Origin of the sequence: Gordonia sp. QH-12, from assembly GCF_001578675.1 — a bacterium.
GTDB lineage: Bacteria > Actinomycetota > Actinomycetes > Mycobacteriales > Mycobacteriaceae > Gordonia > Gordonia sihwensis.
The window spans coordinates 84,720-107,134 of sequence record NZ_KQ969292.1 but is presented as its reverse complement, the minus strand read 5'-3'; the positions used below and the strand labels follow the sequence as shown (position 1 = coordinate 107,134).

The window sequence follows — 22,415 nt, the reverse complement described above, 5'->3', positions numbered from 1 at the left end:
TGCCACAGGCGTTTTCGCAAGATTCGACGAACAGGACCACCGACCCGTGACTATCGCGCTCGACATCGGCTTGATCATCACCAGCGTGCTGCTGATCGTTCTGGTTCTGCTGCATCGCGCCAAGGGTGGTGGCCTGTCCTCGCTGTTCGGCGGCGGCGTGCAGTCAAGTCTGTCCGGCTCATCGGTGGTCGAGAAGAATCTCGACCGGCTCACCGTCTTCGTCGGTCTCGTCTGGGTCATCCTGATCATCGGCGTCGGCCTCGACATCAAGTTCTCGTAGTCCGCTCGCTCGGTGAGCCGTGAGGCGGCGCGGCGCGTAGTTTTGTGCGCATGGCCTCCGATTCGCTGACTCCCGAGACCCTCGCCCGCGCCATCGCCACTCCGATGGTCGATCGCATCAGCGTCGACGACACCGGGCGCGCCCTCACCGAACCGCTGCGCGAAGACATCCGCTTCCTCGGTGGACTGCTGGGCGAGGTGATCCGCTCCCACGCGGGAGAGGCGACCTTCGAGCTCGTCGAGAGTTCCCGCCGCGACGCCTTCGGCATCCGCTACGCCGAGGTGACGCGTGATCAGCTGGCTGGGCGGTACGACGGACGGGCGGTCGCCGATCTGATGCCCGTCATCCGGGCGTTCACCAATTTCGCCCTGCTCGCCAATCTCGCCGAGGACCTTCACCGCGAACGCCGACGGCGCATCCACCAGCGCGCGGGCGACCCGGCTCCGCCGTCGTCGTTGGCGGCCACATTCGGCAAGCTCGCCGACGCAGGTCGCACGGACGCCGACGTCGCCGCCGCGCTGCGGTCGGCGGAGGTGGTCCCGGTGATCACCGCACACCCGACGGAGACTCGGCGGCGCAGCGTCTTCGACGCGCAGAACCGGATCACCGAACTGATGCGCGTGCGGGCGCGGACCGAGCTGACTCCGGAGGAGGACGCCCGGTTGACGGAGGACATCCGCAGGCAGATCCTGGTGCTGTGGCAGACCGCCCTGATCCGGTTGCGCAGGCTGACCATCTCCGACGAGATCACCACCGGGCTCCGCTACTACGGGGCGTCCTTCTTCGACGTGGTGCCCGCCCTGAACAAGGACGTCCGCGCGGCCCTGGTCGAGGCCTATCCCGACGCCGGTCTCGACGGCCTGTCGATGATCAGCATGGGTTCGTGGATCGGCGGCGACCGTGACGGCAATCCGTTCGTCTCGGCAGAGGTGGTCGATGAGGCGGCCACGAGTGCCGCACGCACCGCGATGCGCCATCACCTGGACGAGCTCGCTGCGCTGCATCAGGAGTTGAGCCTGTCCGCACGGCTGTTCTCGCCGGTCTCACCCGCACTGTCGGCACTCGGCTCCGGGTTCGCCCCGCCCGACGAACCAGGGGACACCGACGACGAACCCTTCCGTTCGGCGGTCTCAGCGGTGCGTTCGCGCGTTCTCACCCGTGCGCTGCACACGCTCGGCGAGGATGCCGTCGACCCGGCGGAACTGGACACCGCGCGTGCGGCGGCACCTTACGGCGACGCCGACGAATTCCTCGCCGACCTCGACGTGATCGACCGGGCGCTGCGCGCCGCTCATGACGACTCGATCGCCGACGACCGCCTCGCGACGCTCCGGGAAGCGGTGCGCACCTTCGGTTTTCACTTGTCCGGACTCGACATGCGGCAGAACTCCGAGACACATGAGCAGGTGGTAGCCGAACTCCTCTCGTGGGCCGGGGTGTGCGCCGACTACCCGGCGCTGCCGGAGGCGGACCGGATCGGCCTGCTGACGGCGGAGCTGGCCTCGCGCCGCCCGCTCACGACTCCCGACGCCGAACTGAGCGAGCTCGCGATGAAGGAGCTGGGGGTGGTGCACGCCGCGGCGGGTGCGATCGAGCGGTTCGGCCCCCGCGCCGTCCCGAACTACGTCATCAGCATGTGCTCGTCCGTATCGGATCTGCTGGAGGTGCTGATCCTGTTGAAGGAGGCGGGGATCTACCATGCCGCCGGACCGGGCGACGCCGGGCCGTCGTGCTCGGTGCGCGTGGTGCCGCTGTTCGAGACGATCGAGGATCTGCGCGGCGGCGCGGCCACACTGACCGCGGCGCTGAACCTGGGCTTCTACCGGGCATTGGTCCGCGCGCAGGGCGACATCCAGGAGGTGATGCTGGGCTACTCGGACTCCAACAAGGACGGCGGCTACCTGGCGGCCAACTGGGCGCTGTATCGCGCCGAACTCGACCTGGTGTCCGCGTCCCGCGCGGCGGAGGTGCGGCTGCGACTGTTCCACGGCCGCGGAGGGACCGTCGGACGCGGCGGCGGACCCAGTTACGACGCGATCCTGGCTCAGCCGCCCGGTGCCGTCACCGGCTCGCTGCGCCTCACGGAACAGGGCGAGATCATCGCGGCGAAGTACGCCGAGCCCGTCAGCGCGCGGCGGAATCTGGAGTCGTTGCTCGCCGCCACCATCGAGTCGTCGCTACTCGACGTGGAAGGCCTCGACGATCCCGAGCGAGCGTACGCCGACTTCGACGAACTCGCCGAGTCCGCGCGGCGGGCGTACAGCGCGCTGGTGCACGAGACTCCCGGCTTCGTGGAGTACTTCACCGCGTCGACGCCGCTGTCGGAGATCGGGGCGCTGAACATCGGCAGCCGGCCGACCTCACGCAAGCAGACCACCGCCATCTCCGACCTCCGCGCCATCCCGTGGGTGCTCTCGTGGACGCAGTGCCGCGTCATGCTCCCGGGCTGGTACGGAGTCGGCAGCGCGTTCGCACAGTGGACCGGCGGGGACGACGCGCGGATTGCCGACTTGCGACGGTACTACGAGAACTGGCCGTTCTTCCGCTCGGTGATGTCGAATATGGCGCAGGTGCTGGCGAAGTCGGACATGGGTCTGGCGTCCCGGTACGCCGAACTCGTGCCGGATGAGGAACTGCGCCGCCGCGTCTTCTCGATGATCGTCGAAGAGCACGAGCGGACTCTCGAGATGTACACCGCGATCACCGGCACCACGGATCTGCTGGCCGACAACGACGCGCTGAAACGGTCGGTCTACAACCGGTTCCCGTATCTGGAGCCGCTCAACCTGTTGCAGGTGGAGTTGCTGCAGCGGTTCCGGTCGGGCGAGGACTCGCCGCTCATTCGCCGCGGTATTCAGCTGACGATGAACGGTCTGGCGACGGCGTTGCGCAACAGCGGGTAGGGCGTCAGCGGATCGCCTTGAGGAACTCTCGTGTGCGTTCCTCCCGCGGGTCGCCGAAGATCTGCTCGGGCGGACCCTCCTCGGCGATTCTGCCGTCGTCGAACATCATCACGCGGTCGGAGACCTCGCGGGCGAAACGCATCTCGTGCGTCACGATCAGCATCGTGATGTCGGTGGTGACCGCGATGTCGCGCAGCACCGACAGGACGCCGTCGACGAGTTCGGGGTCGAGTGCGGAGGTCACCTCGTCCAGCAGCATCACCGACGGACTCATCGCGAGGCAGCGGGCGATGGCGACGCGCTGCTGCTGACCGCCCGACAACTGCGTGGGATGCGCCGACTCCTTGTCGCTGAGTCCGACGGTGTCGAGCAGGCTCCGCGCATGCTCGACCGCCTCGTCTCGACTCCGGCCGAGGACGTGGATCGGAGCCTCGGTGATGTTCTGCAGCACCGTCATATTGGGGAAGAGGTTGAATTGCTGGAAGACCATCCCGATGTTCTTGCGGACCTCGCGAAGGTACTTCTCCTTCGCGGGGACCAGCCGGTCCCCGCGCAGCTGATGGCTCAGCGGTCGGCCGCCCACCCAGATGACGCCGTCGGTGACCTTCTCCAGGGTCATGAGCAGCCGGAGAATCGTCGTCTTCCCCGAGCCGCTGGGGCCGATCAGGGTGACCTTCTCGCCGCGGTCGACGGTGAAGTCGAGATGGTCGAGAACCAGGTGGTCGCCGAAGCGTTTCACGACGCCGACGAAGCGGATCATGGCATCCGCGGATTCGGCTGCGTCGGGGGCGTTCGGAGGGTTCCGGTCGTCAGCGGGCAAGGCGTTTCTCCAGTCGTCGGATCAGGACCGAGGTCGGGTAGCTCGCCACCAGGAAGAAGGTGCCGGCGAGGGTGAACGCCTCGAGGTAGGCGAAGTGGGCGGCGCCGTAGGTCTGTGCGGCGGTGACCAGTTCGACCACCGAGATCGTGAACAGGTAGGGGGTGTCTTTGAACATCGACACGGCGTTGTTGCCGAGTGCGGGCAGCGAGTTCCGCAGTACCTGGGGCAGGATCACCGCTCGCCAGGTCCGGCCGGCCGGCAGCGACAGCGCACGTGCCGCCTCCCACTGTCCGATGGGAACCTCCTCGATGCCGGCCCGGTACACCTCCGCCATGTAGCTCGAGTAGTGCACTCCGAGGACCGTGACACCGATGGACAGCGGCGTGAACTGCGGGAACAGGGCGAATACGAAGAGCAGTTGCACCACGATCGGGGTGAGACGGATGAACTCGGCCACCGCGTACACCGGCGCGGACAGCCAACGCGGCGCCGACCGTCTGATGACGGCGATCACGAGCCCCAGCGCAGCGGCGATGAAGAAGCCGATCACCGTGGCCAGCAGGGTGATCTGGAATCCGTCCCACAGCACCGGGAGCGCGTCCTGTGCGCGTTGCCAACTCCACTCGATCACAGCGCACCCCCGGGAGCGTCCTGGGACTGCGGACGGAGGCTGAGGATCTCCCGAAGCGTGGGACCGCGGCCGAGACGGTGCTTGGCCCGCGCCTCGGCCAGGTTGATGAACAACGTGACCACGTAGGCGAGCACGAGATAGATGACCAGCCCGACTCCGAAGGAGAACAGCGTGTCGCCGGTGGTCTTCTGCAGGTCGACGATGCCGGCCGTGAGGTCCTGCAGGGTGATGAAGGACGCGAACGCGGTGCCTTTGAGCAGATGGATCAGCAGGTTGCCCAGCGACGGGATCATCATCGCCCAGGCCTGGGGGAAGACCACTCGGGTGAGGCGCTGCCGGGCGGTGAAGTTCAACGCGACGGCGGCCTCCACCTGGGCCGGTGGTACCGCGTTGAGGGCACCGCGGACCACTTCGGCCCCGTAGGCGCCGTAGTTGAGTCCCAGTGCGAGGACGCCGCAGAACACCGGATCGAGTTGATAGCCGAGCAGGGGGAGCACGTAGAACAGCCAGAACAGCTGCACGACGAGGGATGTCCCGCGGAAGAACTCGATGAGCACGCGGGCCACGAACCGGATGGGAAGCGACCTCACCCGTACGAGCGTGCCGAGGGTGAGTGCGAGTGCGAAGGCGAGCAGACCGCCGCCGGCCGTCAGTTCCAGCGTGACGACGATGCCGCGCCCGAGGGCGGGCAGGGCGTCGACGAGCGCGTCGAGATCGTGGCTCATCTCGATCGGAACCCGGTCACTCGCCGCGGCACAACCGGTCGGTGGTGAGTGACGGATCGGGGATGTTCTCCTCGGTGAAGCCGAACGGGCCGAGGATCTTCATGTACTCGGTGCGGTCGGCGAGGATCTTCTTCACCTCGGCGTTGTACGCGTCGCGCAGGGAGGTGTCCTCCTTCCGGAACACCGTCGCACCCGCCGGGTTCTGGGGTTTGCCGTCGATGACCGCGATGAACGGCTGCGTGACTTCGACGTTGAGGCCGGGCGTGTGCGTCTTGGCGTAGTTCAGGGATACCGCCGTCAGAGCGAAGGCGTCCACCCGGCCGGAGTTCACGGCATCGATCCCGGACTGCTGGTCCTTGACGAGCATCGGATCGGGGATGTCCAGTTCGGAGGCGTAGTCGGCCTCGATGGCACCGGTCATGGCCGCCATCTTCGCGCCGGAGCGTTTGATCGAATCCATGTCCGTGAGGTGCTTCGGATTGCCCGGCTGCACCATCAGCGCGGTGGTGTAGTTGATCTCGGGAACGCTGAACGCGGCTTGGCCGCACCGCTCCGGCGTGATCGACATTCCGGCGCTGACCAGGTCGTATCGTTTGGCGTTGAGTCCGGGGATGAGGCCGCCCCAGTCGGTCTTCACGCCCTTGAGTTCGTTGACGCCGAGCCGCCGGAACACTTCGCGGTGGAGTGCGATGGTGCCGCCGGTGAGCTGCCCGTCGGCGTCGAACGAATACGGCGCTTCATTGGCGTAGGCCACGGTGACGGTTCCGGCCTTCCGCAGATCGTCGAGTGTGGTCTCGCTGCCGGTGTCGGTCTTGGTGCACGCGGTCAGCGCTGTCGCGGTCACGATCATCGTGGCCGCCACGGCCGCCGCCGTGCGGAACACATGTCGTCGGTCGCCGGCGATCCGTCGCTTGGTCGTGTGTGTCTGCTTGATCTTCTTTGCCACTGTGTTCTCCCGCCGGGCCCGGTCCGGACGGAGCCGATGGCGGAGGAGCTCTCAACGGCGAGTGACGTACGGCGGCCCTTGGTTTCGTATGATCGCACTCTTGACTATCGGGTGAATCGACCGTAGCAAGGTGGATCACTTCTGATGAGCGCTTTGAGAAGCCCATCGCATCATCGTCGGCGGGCGCGGGAGTGCGGACCGGAGGTCAGGACAGTTGCGAGGCCGCGGCGCGATCGAGGAACCACACCGTGTTCTCGACCCCGTGAGCGCCGGCGCACGGCCAGTCCTCGCGCGCGGCGCCGGACGCCGCCGCGGCGACCGCCTCCGCCTTCTCGGCGCCCGAGACGAGGAACCAGACCTCGCGGGAGGCGTTGATGACCGGGAAGGTCAGTGTGATGCGGCGAGGCGGCGCCTTGGGGGAGTCGGTGACCGCGACGACCGGACGCGAGTCCTCCGCGGTCGCCGCGCTATGCGGGAACAGGGAGTTGACGTGCCCCTCACCGCCCATGCCGAGCAGATGGATGTCGAAGACGGTCCCGGAACCCAGGCGGCGAGCGTAGTCGGCGGCCGCGGCGTCGATGTCGTCGCCGAACTCGCCGTCGGAGGGCGCCGCCGCGTGGACCCGCGCGCCCTCGACCGGCACGTGGTCGAGCAGTGCCTCACGCGCCTGCAGCGAGTTCCGCTCCGGATCCTCGGCGGGGACGAAACGTTCGTCACCCCAGTACAGTTCGATGCGGGACCAGTCGAGGGCGCGGGGGTGGCGGGCGAGCTCGCGCAGCAGTGCGATTCCGTTGCTGCCGCCGGTGAGCGCGACCGTCGCGACCCCGCGGGCGTCCTGCGCCGCGGTCACCGTCGCGATGAACCGTGCGGCGGCCGTCGCCACGAGTTCGGCCGACGAATCGAAGACCAGGTGCTCCACCGGGGCGCTCATCGGGCCGGCTCCGCCGTCGTGCCACCCGCTGTCGCCCGGTCCTCATGGGTGACGCCGGACAGTCCCTGCAGCGCCAGCTCGTACACCTCGTCGGCGTCCAGGCTGCGGAGTTCCTCGGCCAGGCATTCGGCGGTGGTCCGGCGAGCGAAGGCCGACCGTCCGTCCGGGTGGCCGGAGCTGCGGATGATGCTTCCGTCCGGTCCCTGACTCATCGACAGTTCTCCCCCGGTGTGGACCAGGGTCACCGACATGTCGCCGACGGCGCGCGCCACCGGGACGCCGAGTTCGGCGGCGAGCCACCCGGCGAACAGATCGAGTCCCGTGACATCGTGCGGTCCCACCACTCGGGCACGGAGGATCTCGTTGTGCGGGGGACGGTCCAGTGCGGACACGAGCATCGCCCGCCACTGGGTGATGGCCGACCACGCGAGATCGGTGTCGCCCGGTGAGTAGCCGATCCGGCGAGCGCCCAGAAATGCGCCGGGGTCGTCGGTGAGGCGGCCGTCGGTGATCCGCCGCGAGGCGAGCCGTCCCAGCTTGTCGTCGGCGGGCCGCGCGGGAGCCCGGCTCGGCCACCAGGTCACGACGGGGGTGTCGGGAAGCAGGAAGGGGGTCACGGTGGCGTGCGGATGATCGGCGAGCGAACCGTGTAGGTGGAGCACCACCACCTCCGACGCTCCGGCGTCGCCGCCGACGCGGATCTGCGCATCCAGCCGCGTCGGTCCCGAGCGGTCGTGGCGCACCACCATGATGACGCGGCACGGATGCTCGCGGCTGGCGCGGTTCGACGCCTCGACGGCGTCCTCCGCATCGTCGTCGGCGTCGAGGTCGATGACGAGCGTCAGGACGCGACCGAGCGTCACAGCGCCCCCGGTGCGCCGCATCTGGACGAGCTTCTTGCTGGTCTCGAGGGTCGAGGTGTCGGGGAGATCGACGATCACGGGCGCCTCCAGGCTCGTCCGGTGCGGTTCATCATCTCGTCGGCCGAGGCCGGCCCCCAGGTGCCCGACTCGTATTCGTCGGGTGTACCGGACCGGGCCCAGTCCTCGAGTACGGGGTCGAGGATCTGCCAGCTGAGCTCCACCTCTTGCGCCACCGGGAACAGGGACGGTTCGCCGAGCAGCACGTCGAGCAGGAGCCGTTCGTAGGCCTCCGGCGACGACACGGTGAACGCGCCGCCGTACGAGAAGTCCATGTTGACGTCGCGGACCTCCATGCTCGTGCCCGGCACCTTGGACCCGAATCGCAGGGTGACGCCTTCGTCGGGCTGCACTCGGATCACCAGGGCGTTCTGGCCGAGTTCGGCGGTCATCGTGTCGTCGAAGGGCAGGTGCGGCGCTCTCTTGAAGACGATCGCGATCTCGGTGACCCGCCTTCCCAGCCGCTTGCCGGTGCGGAGGTAGAAGGGCACGCCGGCCCAGCGCCGCGTGTCGACCTCCAACGCGATCGCGGCGAAGGTCTCGGTGGTGGAGTCGGGGGAGAAACCCTCCTCGTCCTTCAGCCCGACCACGGGTTCGGAGCCCTGCCATCCCGGACCGTACTGTCCCCGCGCCGAGTTCTCGTCGATCGGGGTGATGTTGCGCGTCGCCGAGAGGACCTTGATCTTCTCCGATTGCAGATGCTGCGGCGAGAACGACACCGGCTCCTCCATGGCGACCAGCGCCAACAGTTGCAGGAGGTGGTTCTGGATCACATCGCGTGCCGCGCCGATGCCGTCGTAGTAGCCGGCCCGGCCGCCGAGTCCGATGTCCTCGGCCATCGTGATCTGCACGTGGTCCACGTAGTGCGAGCTCCACAGCGGGTCGAACAGCTGGTTGGCGAATCGCAGGGCCAGGATGTTCTGAACGGTCTCCTTGCCGAGGTAGTGGTCGATGCGGAACACCGACTCCTCGGGGAAGACGCTGCCCACGAGGGCGTTCAGTTCCCGGGCGCTGTCGAGGTCGTGGCCGAAGGGCTTCTCGATGACGACTCTCCGCCAGCTGTCGCCGTCCTGGTCGGCCATCCCCGTGCGCCGCAGTTGGCTCAGGACCACAGGGAACGCCTTCGGCGGGATCGACAGATAGTAGGCGTGGTTGCCGTCGGTCCCGCGTTCCCGGTCCAGATCGGCGAGCGTCTGCTGCAGAGCGGCGAAGGCGTCGTCGTCCTCGAAGGTGCCCGCGACGAAACGGATGCCCTCGGCGAGCCGATCCCACACCTCCTGTCGGAAGCCGGTGCGGCTGCCCGCCTCCACCGCCTCCCGAACCACGTCGGCGAAGTCTTCGTGCTCCCAGTCGCGCCTCGCGAAGCCGACGAGCGCGAAGCTCGGCGGAAGCAGACCCCGATTGGCGAGATCGTAGATCGCCGGCATGAGCTTGCGGCGCGCGAGGTCGCCGGTGACGCCGAAGATCACCAGGGCGGACGGCCCGGCGATCCTCGGCAGCCGCGTGTCATGCGGATCGCGAAGCGGGTTCTTCCACGGCTTGTCGACCGCACGTCCCATATCGCTCTGGCCTCTCGTATCGTCCGGGCGTCGTGTCGGCTAGCGCTGCGCGGCGTCGAGCTGCGTCCGGGTGGCCTCGAGGAGGTCGTTCCAGGCGTCCTCGAACTTGCTGACCCCCTCGGCCTCCAATACTACGAAGACGTCGGGCAGATCGACTCCCACGCGAGTGAGTGAGTCGAACACCTCCTGGGACGCCTCGGCCCGGCCGAGGATCGAGTCGGTGTCGACCCACCCGTGGTCGGCGAAGGCGTTCAGAGTCTTCACCGGAACCGTGTTGACCGTGTTCGGCGCCACCAGTTCGCTCACGTACAGGGTGTCCGGGTACTGGGCGTTCTTGGTCCCGGTGGACGCCCACAGCGGGCGCTGGGGCAGCGCCCCGTGCGCTTGGAGATCGGGGAAGCGGATCCCGGTCTCGAACACTTCGCGGTAGGCGGCGTAGGCAAGGCGGGCGTTCGCGAGACCGGCCTTGCCTCGCAGCTCGAGCGCTTCGGGCGTTCCGATGGCGTCGAGGCGCTTGTCGATCTCGGAGTCGACGCGGGAGACGAAGAACGAGGCGACCGACTCGATCTTGGCGGCGTCGTGGCCGTTGCGGAGTGCGGCGTCGAGCCCGTCGAGGTACGCGTCCATCACTGCGCGGTAGCGGTCCACCGAGAAGATCAGGGTCACGTTGACGCTGATGCCCTCGGCGATCACCCGGGTGATCGCCGGCAGCCCGGCCTCGGTGGCCGGGATCTTGATGAACAGATTCGGGCGGTCGACGATCTTCCACAGCTCGATCGCCTGCGCCACGGTCTCGTCGGTCTTGTTCGCCAGTCGCGGATCCACCTCGATGGAGACGCGGCCGTCGTGGCCGTCGGTGTCGACGAAGACCTGCTGCAGGACGTCACACGCCGCACGGACGTCGTCGGTGGTGATGGCGGTGACGGCCGCATCGACGTCGGCGCCCACCGACGCGAGATCCTTGACCTGAGCCGCGTAGCTCTCGGATTTGGAGATCGAGTTCTGGAAGATCGCGGGATTGGTGGTGACGCCGACGATCGAGTGAGTGTCGATCTCATCCTGAAGAGCGCCCGAGGCGATCAGGTCGCGGGACAGGTCGTCGAGCCAGACGGACACGCCGGCCTCCGAGAGGGCGGCGAGGTTCTTGTTCTGAGACATGGGGATGACTCCTGTTCTCCGGATCGGGTCGGATGTCGTGTTGCGGTGGTTTCGACTCGCTGCGCTCGCTCGACCGCAGGAGGTCAGCGGTTGAGCACGCGGCGGGCGGCGGCCGCGACGGCGTCGGCGGTGATGCCGAACTCGTCGTACAGCTTCTGGTACGGAGCCGAAGCGCCGAAGTGCTCCAGCGAGACGATCTCGCCGCCCGCGACGATCGCATGCCACGGCATGGCGATGCCGGCTTCCACGGCGACGCGCGGAATGCCGGTCGGCAGCACCGACTCGCGGTAATCGTCGTCCTGCTCGGCGAACCACTCCAGCGACGGCATCGAGACCACGCGTGCGCCGATGCCCTCGGCGGCGAGCGTCTGCGCCGCCTGCACCGCCAGCGACACCTCCGAGCCGGTGCCGATCAGCACCACCTCGAAGGTCCCGTCGGCGTCGGACAGGACGTAGCCGCCGCGGGCGACTCCTTCGAAGCTGGTGCCTTCCAGGACCGGCACGTTCTGGCGGGTCAGGGCCAGCCCGACCGGCCGGTGACGGCGAGTCAGCAGATGCCGCCACGCGTGAGCGGTCTCATTGGCGTCGGCGGGACGGACCACGTCCAGGTGGGGAATCGCGCGCAGCGCGGCGAGATGTTCCACCGGCTGGTGGGTGGGACCGTCCTCGCCGAGGCCGATCGAGTCGTGGGTCCACACGTAGATCGGGTCGATCTCCATCAGCGCGGCCAGACGCACCGCGGGCCGCATGTAGTCGGAGAACTGCAGGAAGGTTCCGCCGTACGCGCGCGTCGGGCCGTGCAGGACGATGCCTGACAGGATCGATCCCATCGCGTGCTCGCGGATGCCGAAGTGCAGGGTCCGGCCGTACGGATCGGCCTTCCAGGTCCCGGTGCTGATGGTTTCGGGACCGAACGAGACGGCACCGTCCATCGTGGTGTTGTTGGAGCCGGCGAGGTCGGCCGATCCGCCCCACAGCTCGGGCAGGACGGGCGCGAGCGCCGAGAGGACCTTGCCCGAGGCCGAGCGGGTCGCCACATCCTTGTCGCCGATCTCCCAGGACGGCAGCACGTCGGTCCAGCCCTCGGGCAGCGCATGCGCGGCCAGCCGGTCGAACAGCTCCTTGCGCTGGGGGTTCTCGGCGGCCCAGACGTCGAAGCCCTCCTGCCACGCGGCTCGCTCGGCGGCGGCCCGAGCCTGCAGCGACCGGGTGTGCCCGAGCACGGCCGGGTCGACGTCGAAGCTCTTGGCCGGGTCGAATCCGAGGATCTCCTTGGTCGCGGCGACCTCGTCCGCGCCCAGGGCCGAGCCGTGCGAGGCGCCGGTGTTCATCTTGTTGGGGGCCGGCCAGGCGATGATGGTGCGCAGGCAGATGATCGACGGCTTGTCGGTGACGGCCTTCGCGTTCTCGATCGCCTCTTCGATCGCGACGATGTTCTCGCCGCCCTCGACGATCTGGACGTGCCAGCCGTACGCCTCGTAACGCTTGGCGGTGTCCTCCGAGAGCGCGATGCTGGTGTCGTCCTCGATCGAGATGTGGTTCTGGTCGTAGAAGACGACGAGGTTCCCGAGTTCCTGCGTACCCGCGAGGGAACTGGCCTCGGAGGTGACGCCCTCTTCGATGTCGCCGTCCGAGGCGATCACGTACACGTGATGATCGAACGGGCTCTGGCCCGCCGGTGCGTCGGGATCGAACAGGCCGCGCTCGCGCCGGGCCGCCATGGCCATGCCGACCGCCGACGCGAGTCCCTGTCCGAGCGGGCCGGTGGTGATCTCCACACCCTTGGTGTGGCGGAACTCGGGGTGGCCGGGCGTCAGCGAGCCCCAGGTGCGCAGCGCCTCCAGATCGCCCAGTTCGAGGCCGAAACCACCGAGATACAGCTGGATGTACTGGGTGAGGCTCGAGTGGCCGCACGAGAGGACGAACCGGTCGCGTCCCACCCAGGCCGGATCGGACGGATCGTGGCGCATCACGCGCTGATACAGGGTGTACGCCAGCGGTGCCAGACTCATCGCCGTGCCGGGGTGGCCGCTGCCGCACTTCTGTACCGCGTCCGCGGCCAGAATGCGAGCCGTGTCCACGGCCTTGGTGTCCAGGTCGCTCCAGTCGGCGGGGTGAACCTGCTGGGTGAGCTCGCGGATCTCGTCGGTAATCGCCACGGTGGTGGAGTCTCCTGTGCCTTGTCGTGGGTGCTCGGACGCAATGGTGATTTCCAGCCTAGCGGTCCGCCGCACGCTCGCGCGCGACTGGCTGGGGACTTTCCGGTGTGATGGACCACCTTCGGCGGGCGCGGTCGCAAGGATTGGGTGCGAGTGTGATCTGGGCAGTGCGGATTCTGTTATGAGAGACCTCCGGGTCTACCATCGGTTGTAGTAGCCCGTCGGTGTGCCCAGTGTCGCGTACAGACCGTCGCCCGGATCCGTCGTGGACGGATCGCGCGGCGCGATGACGCCGGGTCTTATGTGAGGAGCATCTGTGAGTATTGGGGAAAGCGCGGACACCGACGCCTCCTCGACCTCGATGTCTACCGAGAACCCGGCCGGGAACGCCGGCCTCGGTGCGCGTGCGTGGGGCATGGTCCTGGCGTACATCGCGCTGACCAAGCCGCGTGTCATCGAGTTGCTTCTGGTCTCGACCATTCCGGTGATGCTCCAGGCGGAGCGCGGAACGGTCGACATCGGCCTGATCCTGATCACCGTGGTCGGCGGGTGGCTCGGTGCCGCGAGCGCCAACAGCCTGAACATGGTGGCCGACGCCGACATCGATCAGAAGATGAAGCGGACGCAGCGCCGGCCGCTGGCCCGTCACGCGGTGCCGGTGCGCAATGCGCTGATCTTCGGCATCGTCCTGGCGGTCGTGTCGTTCGTCGTGCTCTACTTCGGTACCGCGAACGACGCGGGGGAGCGGTCGTTCCTGCCGTCGATCCTGGTTTTGATCACCATCGGCTTCTACGTCTTCGTCTACACGCTGGTGCTCAAGCGCCGCACGTGGCAGAACGTGATCTGGGGCGGCGCCGCCGGCTGCATGCCCGCACTCGTCGGATGGGCGGCGGTGACGCATTCGCTCAGCTGGCAGCCCTTCGTGCTGTTCCTGGTGGTGTTCTTCTGGACCCCTCCGCACACCTGGGCGCTCGCCATGCGCTATCGCGAGGACTACCGCGCCGCGGGCGTGCCGATGTTCCCGGTCATCGCCAGTGACGAGCGCGTCACCACGCACATGGTGGTGTACACCTGGCTGACCGTCATCACGTCCTTCGTGCTCATCCCGGCCGCGTCGTGGATCTACCTCGTCGTCGCGGTCGCCTCCGGCGTGTGGTTCATCTACATGGTCACCAAGCTCTACGTCGAGACCCGCAAGGGCGTCGAGGTGAAGCCGCTCAAGATCTTCCTGACGTCCAACGAGTACCTGGCGCTGCTGTTCTGCGGCCTCGCTGTCGACGCGGTCATCAATCTGCCGACCGTCGCCGGCTACTTCTGACCGACACTCGCAGTCTCAAGGCGCCCGCAGGTGAAAGAGTGAGGACTGCACGCGGCGTGAAGCAGCCGGGCCCGGCCGTCACGAGGACAGCGCTCGCGGCGGTCGTCGCGACACTGTGCCTGGTGGTCGCGGTCGTCGTCGATCTTCCCGTCACCTCGGTTCTGTTCGCGGTCGCCGGCGCCGGTGTCGCCATCGGGCTGATCGGCTCGCTCCGTCGATACGGCCAGAAGTCCGCCCTGCGCGGTGCCGCGGTGGTCGTGGCGACGGTTCTGCTCGTCGGTCTGCCCACCGTGGCGGTGCTGGCCGATCCCGAGACGGCGAGCGATTCGCATGCCGCCGACGGTGACGCGGTGCTCGAGGGCGGCGGCGATCCCTCGGCAGCGCTGGCGCGCGCTCTGGACCGCGCTGACCGCCTCGTTCCCGGCGGCTCGTCCTCGATCAGGCAGATCAGCATCGACGACGATCGGGAGACGGTGCGCGTGCTCGATCCGCGGACCGGGCGGGAGATCGCCTCGTATCGATCGGGAACATCGTGGAGCGACTCGGATCCGGCGCGCACCGGCGAGCGCACCGTGTTCACCCGCGCCGATGTCGCCCACTTGGACCTGAACGCCGCGGCCGCCCGGGTGAGCGCCGCGCGCCAGAAGATCGGCTATCCGGAGCCGACCTCCAGCGGCGGCATCGAGATCGGCCCGCGCTCGGTCGACGACAAGGTGGTGGCCCGATTCGGCCAGTCCGGCGGGGAGAGCATCGAGACGGATCTGCACGGGCGGGTCGCCGACACCGTCGGCGCCGCGTCCCTGACTGAGTTCCTCTCGGTGGCCGAGCGCGTGCTGAAGGACGAGGGCATCGATCCCGATGGGGCCGTGCTCCGTTCGATCGCGTACAAGGCCGTCGATGAGGCCGCGCCGTGGATCGGCGTGGCGCACCCCGGTGTCGAGCTGGAACTGGACGGCGGCGGCATCTACCGGATCTGGGTGCAGCCCGGTCGGTTCCCGGAACTGTCCGAGACCGACTCGGCGTCCGACCCCGATGGTTTCTCGCTGACCGGACTGACCGGAGCGACGATGGTGCGGATCCGCGACGACCTGGTGCGCAGACATCGGGTGGCGGCCTACGACCGCGATGCCGTCGGACTCAAGATCGGCGTCGCGCCCGGCGACGACGATCCGGCGGCGGATCGGCTGCCGGTCACGGTGCAGATGCAGGTCGGTCCCGACGCGGTCGGGGCGACGGGCGTCTACTCGCCGAACGGGAAGTTTCTGCGCGAGGGACGCCGCTAGCGAGGGACGCCGCCGCAGAGGCCGGCCCGCACGGGCTCACGCCTCGATCGCGCGCCGGAGCTGCGCGGTCAGCCCGGCCCGGACGCGCTCGGTCTGGGGAACCACACCCCGTTCGGTGAGACGATCGACGGTGGTCAGCACCTGCTGCAGATAGGCCGCGCGTTCCTGGCTCCGGGCCCCGTCCGCGTGGGCGAGCAGCTTCAGCGCGCGTCGGCAGTCGCGGGCGTCGGCGGGGTCGAGGTCGTCGGTCCCGGTACTCCGCGCGAAGCGGTCGGCCGCGGCCCAGGTGCTGCGCAGGTCGGTCACGGCGGCGATGTAGCGCTCACCGGCGGCGTCCCCGGGGAAGCGGTCGGTGCGGAGCTCACCGGCCGTGGCCAGACTGTCGTGGAATGCGATGATCGCGGGCGCCGACAGGTCCCAGAGCCCCGGATACCGCAGGAGCATGGCCGGATCGAGTTCGAAGGAACCGTACGCGCTGAGAACCTCGTCGTGGTGGGCCGCGCTGCGCCGCCAGCGCTCCTCCACCGAGACCGGCGAGGGTGCAGCCGGACGCGCGGTGGCGGCGATCCGGGACGGCATCGGCACCGAGACCGCCAGCAGACCCACGGCCAGTGCGACGGCGAGGGCCACCATCAGTGCCACCGGACCGAAGGGCCGAGACGCCGCCAGCAGAGCGATCGCGGCGACGGCGACCACGGCCCAGCGCAGACCGGCGGCCGGCCCGCCGGCGCTCTTCGCTGCCGGCTCAGTCATCGTCGGCGACAGCGAGCATCGTCGACCCGACCGTGCTTCGGGATTCGAGTGCGCGGTGGGCCTCGGCGGCCTGCTCCAGCGGGAACGACTGTCCGACGGTCACGGTCAGCTCACCGCTAGCGACGGCGTCGAAGAACTGACCGGAACGCCACGCGAACTCGGCGGGGTCGGCGATGAAGTGGGTCAGCGTGGGCCGGGTCACCGACAGTGATCCGGCCGGATTGAGTCGTTGCAGGTCGAACGGGGGCACCGGTCCGCTGGCGGCGCCGAAGAGCACGATGGTGCCGCGGACGGCGGTCGCGGCCAGGGATTGCTCGAAGGTCGCCGCTCCGACGCCGTCGTACACCACCCGCGCCCCGCGCCCGTCGGTGAGATCGCGGACCCGTGCGGCCACGTCGTCGCCGTAGCGCAGGACCTCGGCGGCACCGGCCGCGCGCGAGAGCTGTTCCTTCTCGTCGGAGGAGACCGTGGTGATCACCCGGATGCCCCGCGCGCTCGCCCACTGGGTCAGCAGCAGCCCGATGCCGCCGGCCCCGGCATGCAACAGCACGGTGTCGCCCGCCTCGGGATGTGCGCTGCCGTCGAGCAGATAGTGGACGGTGTTGCCGCGCAGCATCGACGATCCCGCGGCGGCGAGGGAGACGCCGTCGGGTACCGGAAGTGCCCGATCGGCGCGGATACGGACGTACTCGGCGTAGCCGGCCGAGGCGTCGCACCAGGCCACCCGGTCGCCGACGGCACGGTGCTCGACGCCGTCGCCGACGGCGACGATCCGGCCCGCGCCTTCGCTGCCCGGCACGAACGGGGTGGGCGACGGGTACATTCCGGTGCGCAGGTACGTGTCGATGAAGTTCACCCCGGCCGCGGAGACGGCGACCACCACCTCGCCGGGCGCCGGTTCGGGATCGGGGAGATCGACGAGTCGAAGGACTTCCGGACCGCCGTGAGCGGACACTTGGATCGCACGCATGGGTCCATTTTCGCACGCCGCTATACTCGGCAGTCATGAGCGATGACACCGCTGCGTCCACAGCCACTGCTTCCGAATCCGTCGCGGCCGCGCCGAGCGCCGTAGTCTCCGCGATCGGAAAGTTCGTCGCCGCCGAGGGCGGTTCGGCCAAGGCCGTGGTCCAGCCTGCGGGTGCCGCGGGAGTGCGGATCACCCTGGTGGGTGAGGCCGGCGGGATTCTGGGCGATCAGGTGGTCGACAGCGTGCGGACCGCGGACGCGGTCATCGAAGCGGTCGACGGACTCGAGCGCGCGGAGTGGGACCGGGATCTGACCTCGGTCACCGAGGTGAAGCCGTCGCACTGGCGCCAGATGGCCGGTTGGGTGGCCCACCAGTCGCGGTTTCCCAAGGCGCGCAACCGCAAGATCCTCGACTGACGACGTACGCGCACTGCGACACGTGCGCACAGCGCAGAACCCGGCGACCGTACGCGGTCGCCGGGTTCTCGTGTCAGATCCGGCGGATCAGCGGCGCGTCGTCGCGAGCACGAGCTGCGTCGCGCCGATCATGAGCAGAGCGCTGCCGAACATGTGGAGGATGACGAGCACCTCGGGAAGACCGGCCGCGTACTGCACGTAGCCGATGATCCCCTGTACCACGATCACGCCGCCGAAGATCAGTGCGGCGCGGCGCAGCGACGGCACCGCAGCCACCGCCAGGAGGATGAGCGCGGCCGTCAGTCCCACGAGTGTCCAGACGGCGTCCACGTGGAGCTGAGTGGCCTGCGTCGGCTCCAGACCGTTGCGGTGCGCCTTGATGTCGCCCGCGTGCGGTCCGGAACCGGTGACCACCGTGCCGAGATAGATGGTGACCCACGTCAGTGCGTACAGAGCCCAGGCGAGCAGGACTCCGAACCGTCGGAGAACCGCGGATTCGGCATCGGTCGCCCCCGGCTCGCCGGCGTCCGGTCCACGGGCGGCCGACCCGGTGTGCACCACCATCCAGGTGGCCAGCGAGATGATCACCATCGTCGCGAGGAAGTGGAAGGCCACGATCCACGGGTTCAGGTTGGTCAGCACCGTGATGCCGCCGATGATCGCCTGCAGCGGAACACCCATCGCGACCCCGGTGGCCAGCCGCCGCGACAGTCGGTCGACCGGGACGCGCCGCATCGCGGCCACCCAGGTGGCGATCGCGATGACCACGAGCACCCAGGTGAGCATCCGGTTGCCGAACTCGATCAGCCCGTGGATGCCCATCGCGGCGTGCGGTGTCACCGAGCCCGAGGTGCACTGGGGCCACGTGGGACAGCCGAGGCCCGAGTCGGTGACCCGCACCGCGCCGCCGGTCACCACCAGCAGCACGTTGGCGGCGAGGTTGGCGATCGCCCAGTAATAGAGGTATGTCGCGGTCGGCCTCTTGAAGCCGAACCAGGAGTCGATCATTGGAAGCGGAACCACCTAACTGCCAGCGCGCCGCCGATCGCGGCCCACACGATCAGGACACAGAAGCCGAAGACGTCGAACGACGAGTCGAGGGCCCGGGTGAGCGCCTCGGTGAGAGCACCGGAGGGGGAGAGGCGGGCGACAGTCCGCGCCGCGTCGGGCACATGCTGATCGAAGACGACGAGCCCGGCCAGACCGAGCAGGACGAACCAGATCAGGTTGCCGAGGGCGAGTACCACCTCCGCTTTGAGCGTGCCGCCGAGGAGCAGTCCCAGGCTGGCGAACGCGACCGTGCCGACCGCGATCGCCACCGCGCCGAGCAGCAGACCCGCGATGCTCGGCCGCCAGCCGAAGGCCATGCCGATGCCACCGATGATGATCGACTGCAGGACCACCACGATGAGTACCGCGAGTGACTTGCCGGCGATGATGCCCCACCGCGGTATCGGGGTGGCGCCCAGTCGCTTGAGCGCACCGTAGCGGCGGTCGAAGCCGACCGCGATCGCCTGCCCGGTGAAGGCGGTCGACATGATCGCGACCGCCAGGATCGCGGGCACGAAAGTGGCGGCGCGCGCGGCGGGCGTGTCGCCGGCCTCGGTGTCGAGGGGGAGCAGGCTCAGACCGATCAGCATGGTGATCGGGATGAACATCGTCAGCAGCAGCTGTTCGCCGTTGCGGAGCAGCAGAACCAGCTCCATGCGAGTCTGAGCCGCCAGCATCCGGGTGAGCGGAGCGGGCCGCGGACGCGGAGTGAACGTTCCGCTCGGAAAGCGATTGGTCGCGGGTACCTCGGTGCTCATGCGCGCACCTCCCGTCCGGTGAGGCTGAGGAAGACGTCCTGCAGGCTGTTGCTGGCCACGTTGAGCGAGTCGATCAGGATTCCGCGGTCGGCGCAGAACTGTGCGATCGCCGAGACCACGGCGGGCGTGATGTCGCCGGTCACCACATGCTCACCGGTCGGCGAGAGCGTGCAGCGGTAGCCGGCGGGGAGTGCATCCTGGAGCCCGTTCCGGAGTTCGGTCGCGTCGACCCCCGAGACGCTGAGCCGCAGCCGGCGCTCGGCATCGCGCCGGACGAGGTCGGACGGTGTGCCCGCGGCGACGGCGCGCCCGCGGTCGATGATGACGATCTGGTCGGCGAGTTCCTCGGCCTCATCGAGCAGATGCGTGGTCAGCAGAATCGACACCCCGTCGGCGCGGAGTCGGGAGATCAACTCCCACACCATGATTCGCGCGTGTGCGTCGAGGCCGGCGGTGGGCTCGTCGAGGAAGACCAGTTCCGGCCGGCCGACCAGCGCGCACGCCAGCGAGAGTCGCTGCTGCTGGCCGCCGGAGAGGCGGCGGAATCCCGTGTTCGCGACCTCCGTGAGGCCGAGGGCGTCCATCAACCACTCGGGATCGAGGGGATCGGCGCTGTACGCGGCGCAGAGGCGAAGCATCTCCTTGGCCTTCGCCCCCGGATACGCTCCGCCGCCCTGCAGCATCACGCCGATCCGGGTTCGCAGCGCGTCGTTGTCGGCGATGGGATCGAGGCCGAGCACTCGGACCTCGCCCGCGTCCGGCCGGGTGAATCCCTCGCAGATCTCGACGGTGGTGGTCTTACCGGCGCCGTTCGGGCCGAGCAGCGCGAGCAGTTCGCCGCGTGGCAGCCTCAGATCGAGCCCGTCGACGGCGGTCTTGTCCCCGAACTTCTTCACCAGACCCCGGACCAGGAGCGCCGCGTCGCCCGAAGCCGGTCGGTGATCCGGCCCGGTACCGGGCGAAAGAGCTTCATGCACGCCCAACAGCCTAGGCGAGCGACGCAGGTCACCGGGCTGTGGGGCGGTGCCGGCCGAACGGTGCGCATCGCGCCGACTGATCCGGCCGCACACGGTCCTTACTGGCGATTCCGGTCGTGACGCTGCCTGACCCACATGCGGATCGGGCTGTCGATGAAGAAGACCATCGCCGTGATTGCGACCATGATCACACCGGTGGCCAGGCCCTGGGCCACCACGAGGGGGCTGGTGTCCGAACTCGTCGGCATCACGACGATCGCGATGATTCCGGAGATGACGACGGTGCCGACGCGGAACCAGCGGGTGGTGGCCCATGCGGCCAGCGGGATCACGGCCCACAGCAGGTACCACGCCTGCACGAAGGGGAAGAAGATCACCACGCTCGCCATCGCGATTCCGAGGCCGCCGATCGGATGGATGCGGCCCGCGAGGCATGCCAGCAGCCAGCGGACCACGAGGACCGCCGCCACGAGCTGCCCGATGGGCCGGGCGATGTCCAGGATCGCCTGGGTCTGCTCGCCGAGGCCGAGCCACAGTCCGACGCGGCCGGCGACCACCGAGAGCAGGGTCGGCATCGACATCCACGAGCGGACGATGCCGCCGGTGCTGAGAGTGTGGGTCCATCCGAAGCCCAGGCCGGTTCCAAGGCAGGTCACCACGACCACCGCGCCGGCGACCACGCCCATCACTCCCGCGCTCGCCGCCAGGGCGGCGAGCGAACGCCGCGACCGTCGCCACCATTGACTCACCGGCGCGTGGCGCAGAGCCGGAAGCGTGGCACCCCAGCGCCGGGCCAGCGCCACGCCGACGAAGCCGAGGGCGAGCATCGACGTCACCTTGATCATCGCCGACGCCGCGATGACGGCGACACCGGCGAGCAGGATCCATCCCGCCCGTGACGGCAGCGGACGGTCGGGTCTGCGGAGACGCTGCGTGCCGTAGACGGCGCGGAACGACCATTCGAGGCCGACGAGCATCATGCCGATCATCAGGGACTCGTTGTGGATGCCGCCGACGAGGTGGAGGATGAGCAGCGGGTTGAGCGCGCCGAGCCACAGCGCTGCCACGGCCGAGACGCCGCACCGCCGTGCCAGCCGGGGCAGCGCCCAGACGATCATCAGGACACCCGCGATCGCCACCAGCCGGTGCAGCAGCACGGCGACGGTGATGTTCTCGCCGGTGATGGCGGTGATCTGCTCGCCGATCCACAGAAACAGCGGCCCGTACGGTGCCGGCGTGTCCTTCCACAGGTTCGGCACCGACAGGGTGAGCGCGTGGTCGACGCCCAGACCGCGCATCGGACTGTAGGTGTACGGGTCCATGCCCTTGTACGCGATCGCGCTCTGTGCCAGATAGGAGTAGACGTCCTTGCTGAGCAGCGGCGGCGCGATGATCAGCGGCGCCACCCACATGAGCAGGGTGCGGTCGGTCTGGCCGCGCGTCATGCGGCGTGCCGGGCTGCGGCCCTCGGCGACCTCCACCCGGTAGCGCCCGACGGCGTATCTGCCGAGCATCACCCACGCGACGACCAGCATGATCGCGCCGCCGATGGAGATGGTCAGAGCGGTGGAGTACATCCGGGAGGGCAGCGACAGGACTCGGGTGCCGACGATCGGATTCTGCAGCACCGGAAGCATGCCGGTGCCGAGCGAACCGATCAGGATCAGAATCGATCCGGTGGTGCCGAACAGCCTGATCCGACGCATCCGCAGCGTCTCCAGGCGGTTGAGCGGGCCCACCTCGCGTTCGTCGTCGTGCATCCGCGCGACAGTGGTGCCGAAGTCGCCGATGCGGTCGGCGTCGTGCTCGACCGCCGGCTTGCCGAGGCCCACGTAGTCGAGCGTCCGGCGCATGAGGG

Annotated in this window: 20 protein-coding genes; 5 read left to right on the top strand and 15 right to left on the bottom strand. The window is 68.8% G+C overall.

The features are described 5' to 3' along the window. Positions 1–46: 46 nt before the first annotated feature. A complete protein-coding gene (gene secG / locus Y710_RS11455) occupies positions 47–280 on the top strand; it encodes a preprotein translocase subunit SecG (RefSeq protein WP_006894841.1) in 234 nt (77 codons plus the stop codon). A 50-nt stretch (positions 281–330) separates the two neighbouring features. Then, positions 331–3,183, top strand: coding sequence for a phosphoenolpyruvate carboxylase (gene ppc / locus Y710_RS11450; RefSeq protein ID WP_062367532.1), 2,853 nt, complete (start codon positions 331–333; stop codon positions 3,181–3,183). A gap of 4 nt (positions 3,184–3,187) precedes the next feature. Here the strand turns inward: ppc and ehuA are convergent, their stop codons facing one another. The 9 genes from ehuA to tkt all read right to left on the bottom strand — a co-directional run bounded on the left by ehuA (position 3,188) and on the right by tkt (position 13,032). Further along, complete coding sequence (gene ehuA, locus Y710_RS11445) at positions 3,188–3,943, bottom strand: ectoine/hydroxyectoine ABC transporter ATP-binding protein EhuA (RefSeq protein WP_062367507.1); 756 nt, start codon at positions 3,941–3,943, stop codon at positions 3,188–3,190. 49 nt (positions 3,944–3,992) lie between these two features. Then, positions 3,993–4,634 (bottom strand): ectoine/hydroxyectoine ABC transporter permease subunit EhuD, encoded by a 642-nt coding sequence (ehuD, locus tag Y710_RS11440; protein ID WP_062367506.1) that lies wholly within the window; start codon positions 4,632–4,634, stop codon positions 3,993–3,995. Beyond that, the gene (ehuC, locus tag Y710_RS11435) at positions 4,631–5,359 is read right to left on the bottom strand and encodes an ectoine/hydroxyectoine ABC transporter permease subunit EhuC (protein WP_006894845.1); all 729 of its coding nucleotides are present in this window, start codon (positions 5,357–5,359) and stop codon (positions 4,631–4,633) included. Before ehuC ends, ehuD begins: the two co-directional genes overlap by 4 nt. A gap of 16 nt (positions 5,360–5,375) precedes the next feature. Then, complete coding sequence (ehuB, locus tag Y710_RS11430; protein WP_085950733.1) at positions 5,376–6,209, bottom strand: ectoine/hydroxyectoine ABC transporter substrate-binding protein EhuB; 834 nt, start codon at positions 6,207–6,209, stop codon at positions 5,376–5,378. Between the two features lie 301 nt (positions 6,210–6,510). Next, positions 6,511–7,236, bottom strand: coding sequence for a 6-phosphogluconolactonase (gene pgl, locus Y710_RS11425; RefSeq protein ID WP_062367505.1), 726 nt, complete (start codon positions 7,234–7,236; stop codon positions 6,511–6,513). Next, the gene (locus Y710_RS11420) at positions 7,233–8,177 is read right to left on the bottom strand and encodes a glucose-6-phosphate dehydrogenase assembly protein OpcA (RefSeq protein ID WP_082781297.1); all 945 of its coding nucleotides are present in this window, start codon (positions 8,175–8,177) and stop codon (positions 7,233–7,235) included. The genes pgl and Y710_RS11420 overlap by 4 nt, the downstream gene beginning before the upstream one ends. Then, positions 8,174–9,715, bottom strand: coding sequence for a glucose-6-phosphate dehydrogenase (gene zwf / locus Y710_RS11415; RefSeq protein WP_006894849.1), 1,542 nt, complete (start codon positions 9,713–9,715; stop codon positions 8,174–8,176). Before zwf ends, Y710_RS11420 begins: the two co-directional genes overlap by 4 nt. Before the next feature lie 39 nt (positions 9,716–9,754). Then, on the bottom strand, positions 9,755–10,873 hold the full coding sequence (gene tal / locus Y710_RS11410; RefSeq protein ID WP_062367504.1) for a transaldolase: 1,119 nt from the start codon (positions 10,871–10,873) through the stop codon (positions 9,755–9,757). Positions 10,874–10,956: 83 nt separating this feature from the next. Further along, positions 10,957–13,032: a transketolase gene (gene tkt / locus Y710_RS11405; protein WP_062367503.1), complete on the bottom strand. Its 2,076-nt coding sequence runs from the start codon at positions 13,030–13,032 to the stop codon at positions 10,957–10,959. 361 nt (positions 13,033–13,393) lie between these two features. Between tkt and Y710_RS11400 the strand changes: the two genes are divergently transcribed. Further along, positions 13,394–14,350 (top strand): heme o synthase, encoded by a 957-nt coding sequence (locus Y710_RS11400; protein ID WP_006894852.1) that lies wholly within the window; start codon positions 13,394–13,396, stop codon positions 14,348–14,350. Between the two features lie 38 nt (positions 14,351–14,388). Continuing rightward, positions 14,389–15,633, top strand: a complete 1,245-nt coding sequence (locus Y710_RS11395; protein ID WP_231875728.1) for a hypothetical protein — start codon at positions 14,389–14,391, stop codon at positions 15,631–15,633. Between the two features lie 36 nt (positions 15,634–15,669). Here the strand turns inward: Y710_RS11395 and Y710_RS11390 are convergent, their stop codons facing one another. Both Y710_RS11390 and Y710_RS11385 read right to left on the bottom strand, forming a co-directional pair. Beyond that, positions 15,670–16,386 (bottom strand): hypothetical protein, encoded by a 717-nt coding sequence (locus tag Y710_RS11390; protein ID WP_006894854.1) that lies wholly within the window; start codon positions 16,384–16,386, stop codon positions 15,670–15,672. After that, the gene (locus Y710_RS11385; protein WP_006894855.1) at positions 16,379–17,356 is read right to left on the bottom strand and encodes a quinone oxidoreductase family protein; all 978 of its coding nucleotides are present in this window, start codon (positions 17,354–17,356) and stop codon (positions 16,379–16,381) included. Before Y710_RS11385 ends, Y710_RS11390 begins: the two co-directional genes overlap by 8 nt. A 35-nt stretch (positions 17,357–17,391) precedes the next feature. Between Y710_RS11385 and Y710_RS11380 the strand changes: the two genes are divergently transcribed. Beyond that, complete coding sequence (locus Y710_RS11380; protein ID WP_006894856.1) at positions 17,392–17,772, top strand: hypothetical protein; 381 nt, start codon at positions 17,392–17,394, stop codon at positions 17,770–17,772. Between the two features lie 87 nt (positions 17,773–17,859). Here Y710_RS11380 and Y710_RS11375 read toward each other — a convergent pair whose 3' ends face one another. The 4 genes from Y710_RS11375 to mptB all read right to left on the bottom strand — a co-directional run bounded on the left by Y710_RS11375 (position 17,860) and on the right by mptB (position 22,410). Then, entirely contained in the window at positions 17,860–18,780 is a 921-nt protein-coding gene (locus Y710_RS11375; protein ID WP_006894857.1) for a COX15/CtaA family protein, read from the bottom strand. Beyond that, complete coding sequence (locus tag Y710_RS11370; RefSeq protein WP_006894858.1) at positions 18,777–19,580, bottom strand: ABC transporter permease; 804 nt, start codon at positions 19,578–19,580, stop codon at positions 18,777–18,779. The genes Y710_RS11375 and Y710_RS11370 overlap by 4 nt, the downstream gene beginning before the upstream one ends. Next, positions 19,577–20,557, bottom strand: coding sequence for an ABC transporter ATP-binding protein (locus Y710_RS11365; RefSeq protein ID WP_045539147.1), 981 nt, complete (start codon positions 20,555–20,557; stop codon positions 19,577–19,579). The genes Y710_RS11370 and Y710_RS11365 overlap by 4 nt, the downstream gene beginning before the upstream one ends. A gap of 98 nt (positions 20,558–20,655) precedes the next feature. After that, positions 20,656–22,410 carry a polyprenol phosphomannose-dependent alpha 1,6 mannosyltransferase MptB gene (gene mptB / locus Y710_RS11360; RefSeq protein WP_062367502.1) on the bottom strand — a complete coding sequence of 585 codons (1,755 nt, stop codon included), beginning with the start codon at positions 22,408–22,410 and terminating at the stop codon, positions 20,656–20,658. Between the last annotated feature and the right edge of the window lie 5 nt (positions 22,411–22,415).

Coding starts and splice junctions, on each gene's coding strand:
- Y710_RS11370 (WP_006894858.1), bottom strand. CDS start 19,580: ATGAGCACCGAGGTACCCGCGACCAATCGCTTTCCGAGCGGAACGTTC.
- Y710_RS11390 (WP_006894854.1), bottom strand. CDS start 16,386: ATGACTGAGCCGGCAGCGAAGAGCGCCGGCGGGCCGGCCGCCGGTCTG.
- zwf (WP_006894849.1), bottom strand. CDS start 9,715: ATGGGACGTGCGGTCGACAAGCCGTGGAAGAACCCGCTTCGCGATCCG.
- Y710_RS11385 (WP_006894855.1), bottom strand. CDS start 17,356: ATGCGTGCGATCCAAGTGTCCGCTCACGGCGGTCCGGAAGTCCTTCGA.
- Y710_RS11375 (WP_006894857.1), bottom strand. CDS start 18,780: ATGATCGACTCCTGGTTCGGCTTCAAGAGGCCGACCGCGACATACCTC.
- Y710_RS11380 (WP_006894856.1), top strand. CDS start 17,392: ATGAGCGATGACACCGCTGCGTCCACAGCCACTGCTTCCGAATCCGTC.
- ppc (WP_062367532.1), top strand. CDS start 331: ATGGCCTCCGATTCGCTGACTCCCGAGACCCTCGCCCGCGCCATCGCC.
- pgl (WP_062367505.1), bottom strand. CDS start 7,236: ATGAGCGCCCCGGTGGAGCACCTGGTCTTCGATTCGTCGGCCGAACTC.
- ehuC (WP_006894845.1), bottom strand. CDS start 5,359: ATGAGCCACGATCTCGACGCGCTCGTCGACGCCCTGCCCGCCCTCGGG.
- ehuB (WP_085950733.1), bottom strand. CDS start 6,209: ATGATCGTGACCGCGACAGCGCTGACCGCGTGCACCAAGACCGACACC.
- ehuA (WP_062367507.1), bottom strand. CDS start 3,943: ATGATCCGCTTCGTCGGCGTCGTGAAACGCTTCGGCGACCACCTGGTT.
- Y710_RS11400 (WP_006894852.1), top strand. CDS start 13,394: ATGTCTACCGAGAACCCGGCCGGGAACGCCGGCCTCGGTGCGCGTGCG.
- tal (WP_062367504.1), bottom strand. CDS start 10,873: ATGTCTCAGAACAAGAACCTCGCCGCCCTCTCGGAGGCCGGCGTGTCC.
- mptB (WP_062367502.1), bottom strand. CDS start 22,410: ATGCGCCGGACGCTCGACTACGTGGGCCTCGGCAAGCCGGCGGTCGAG.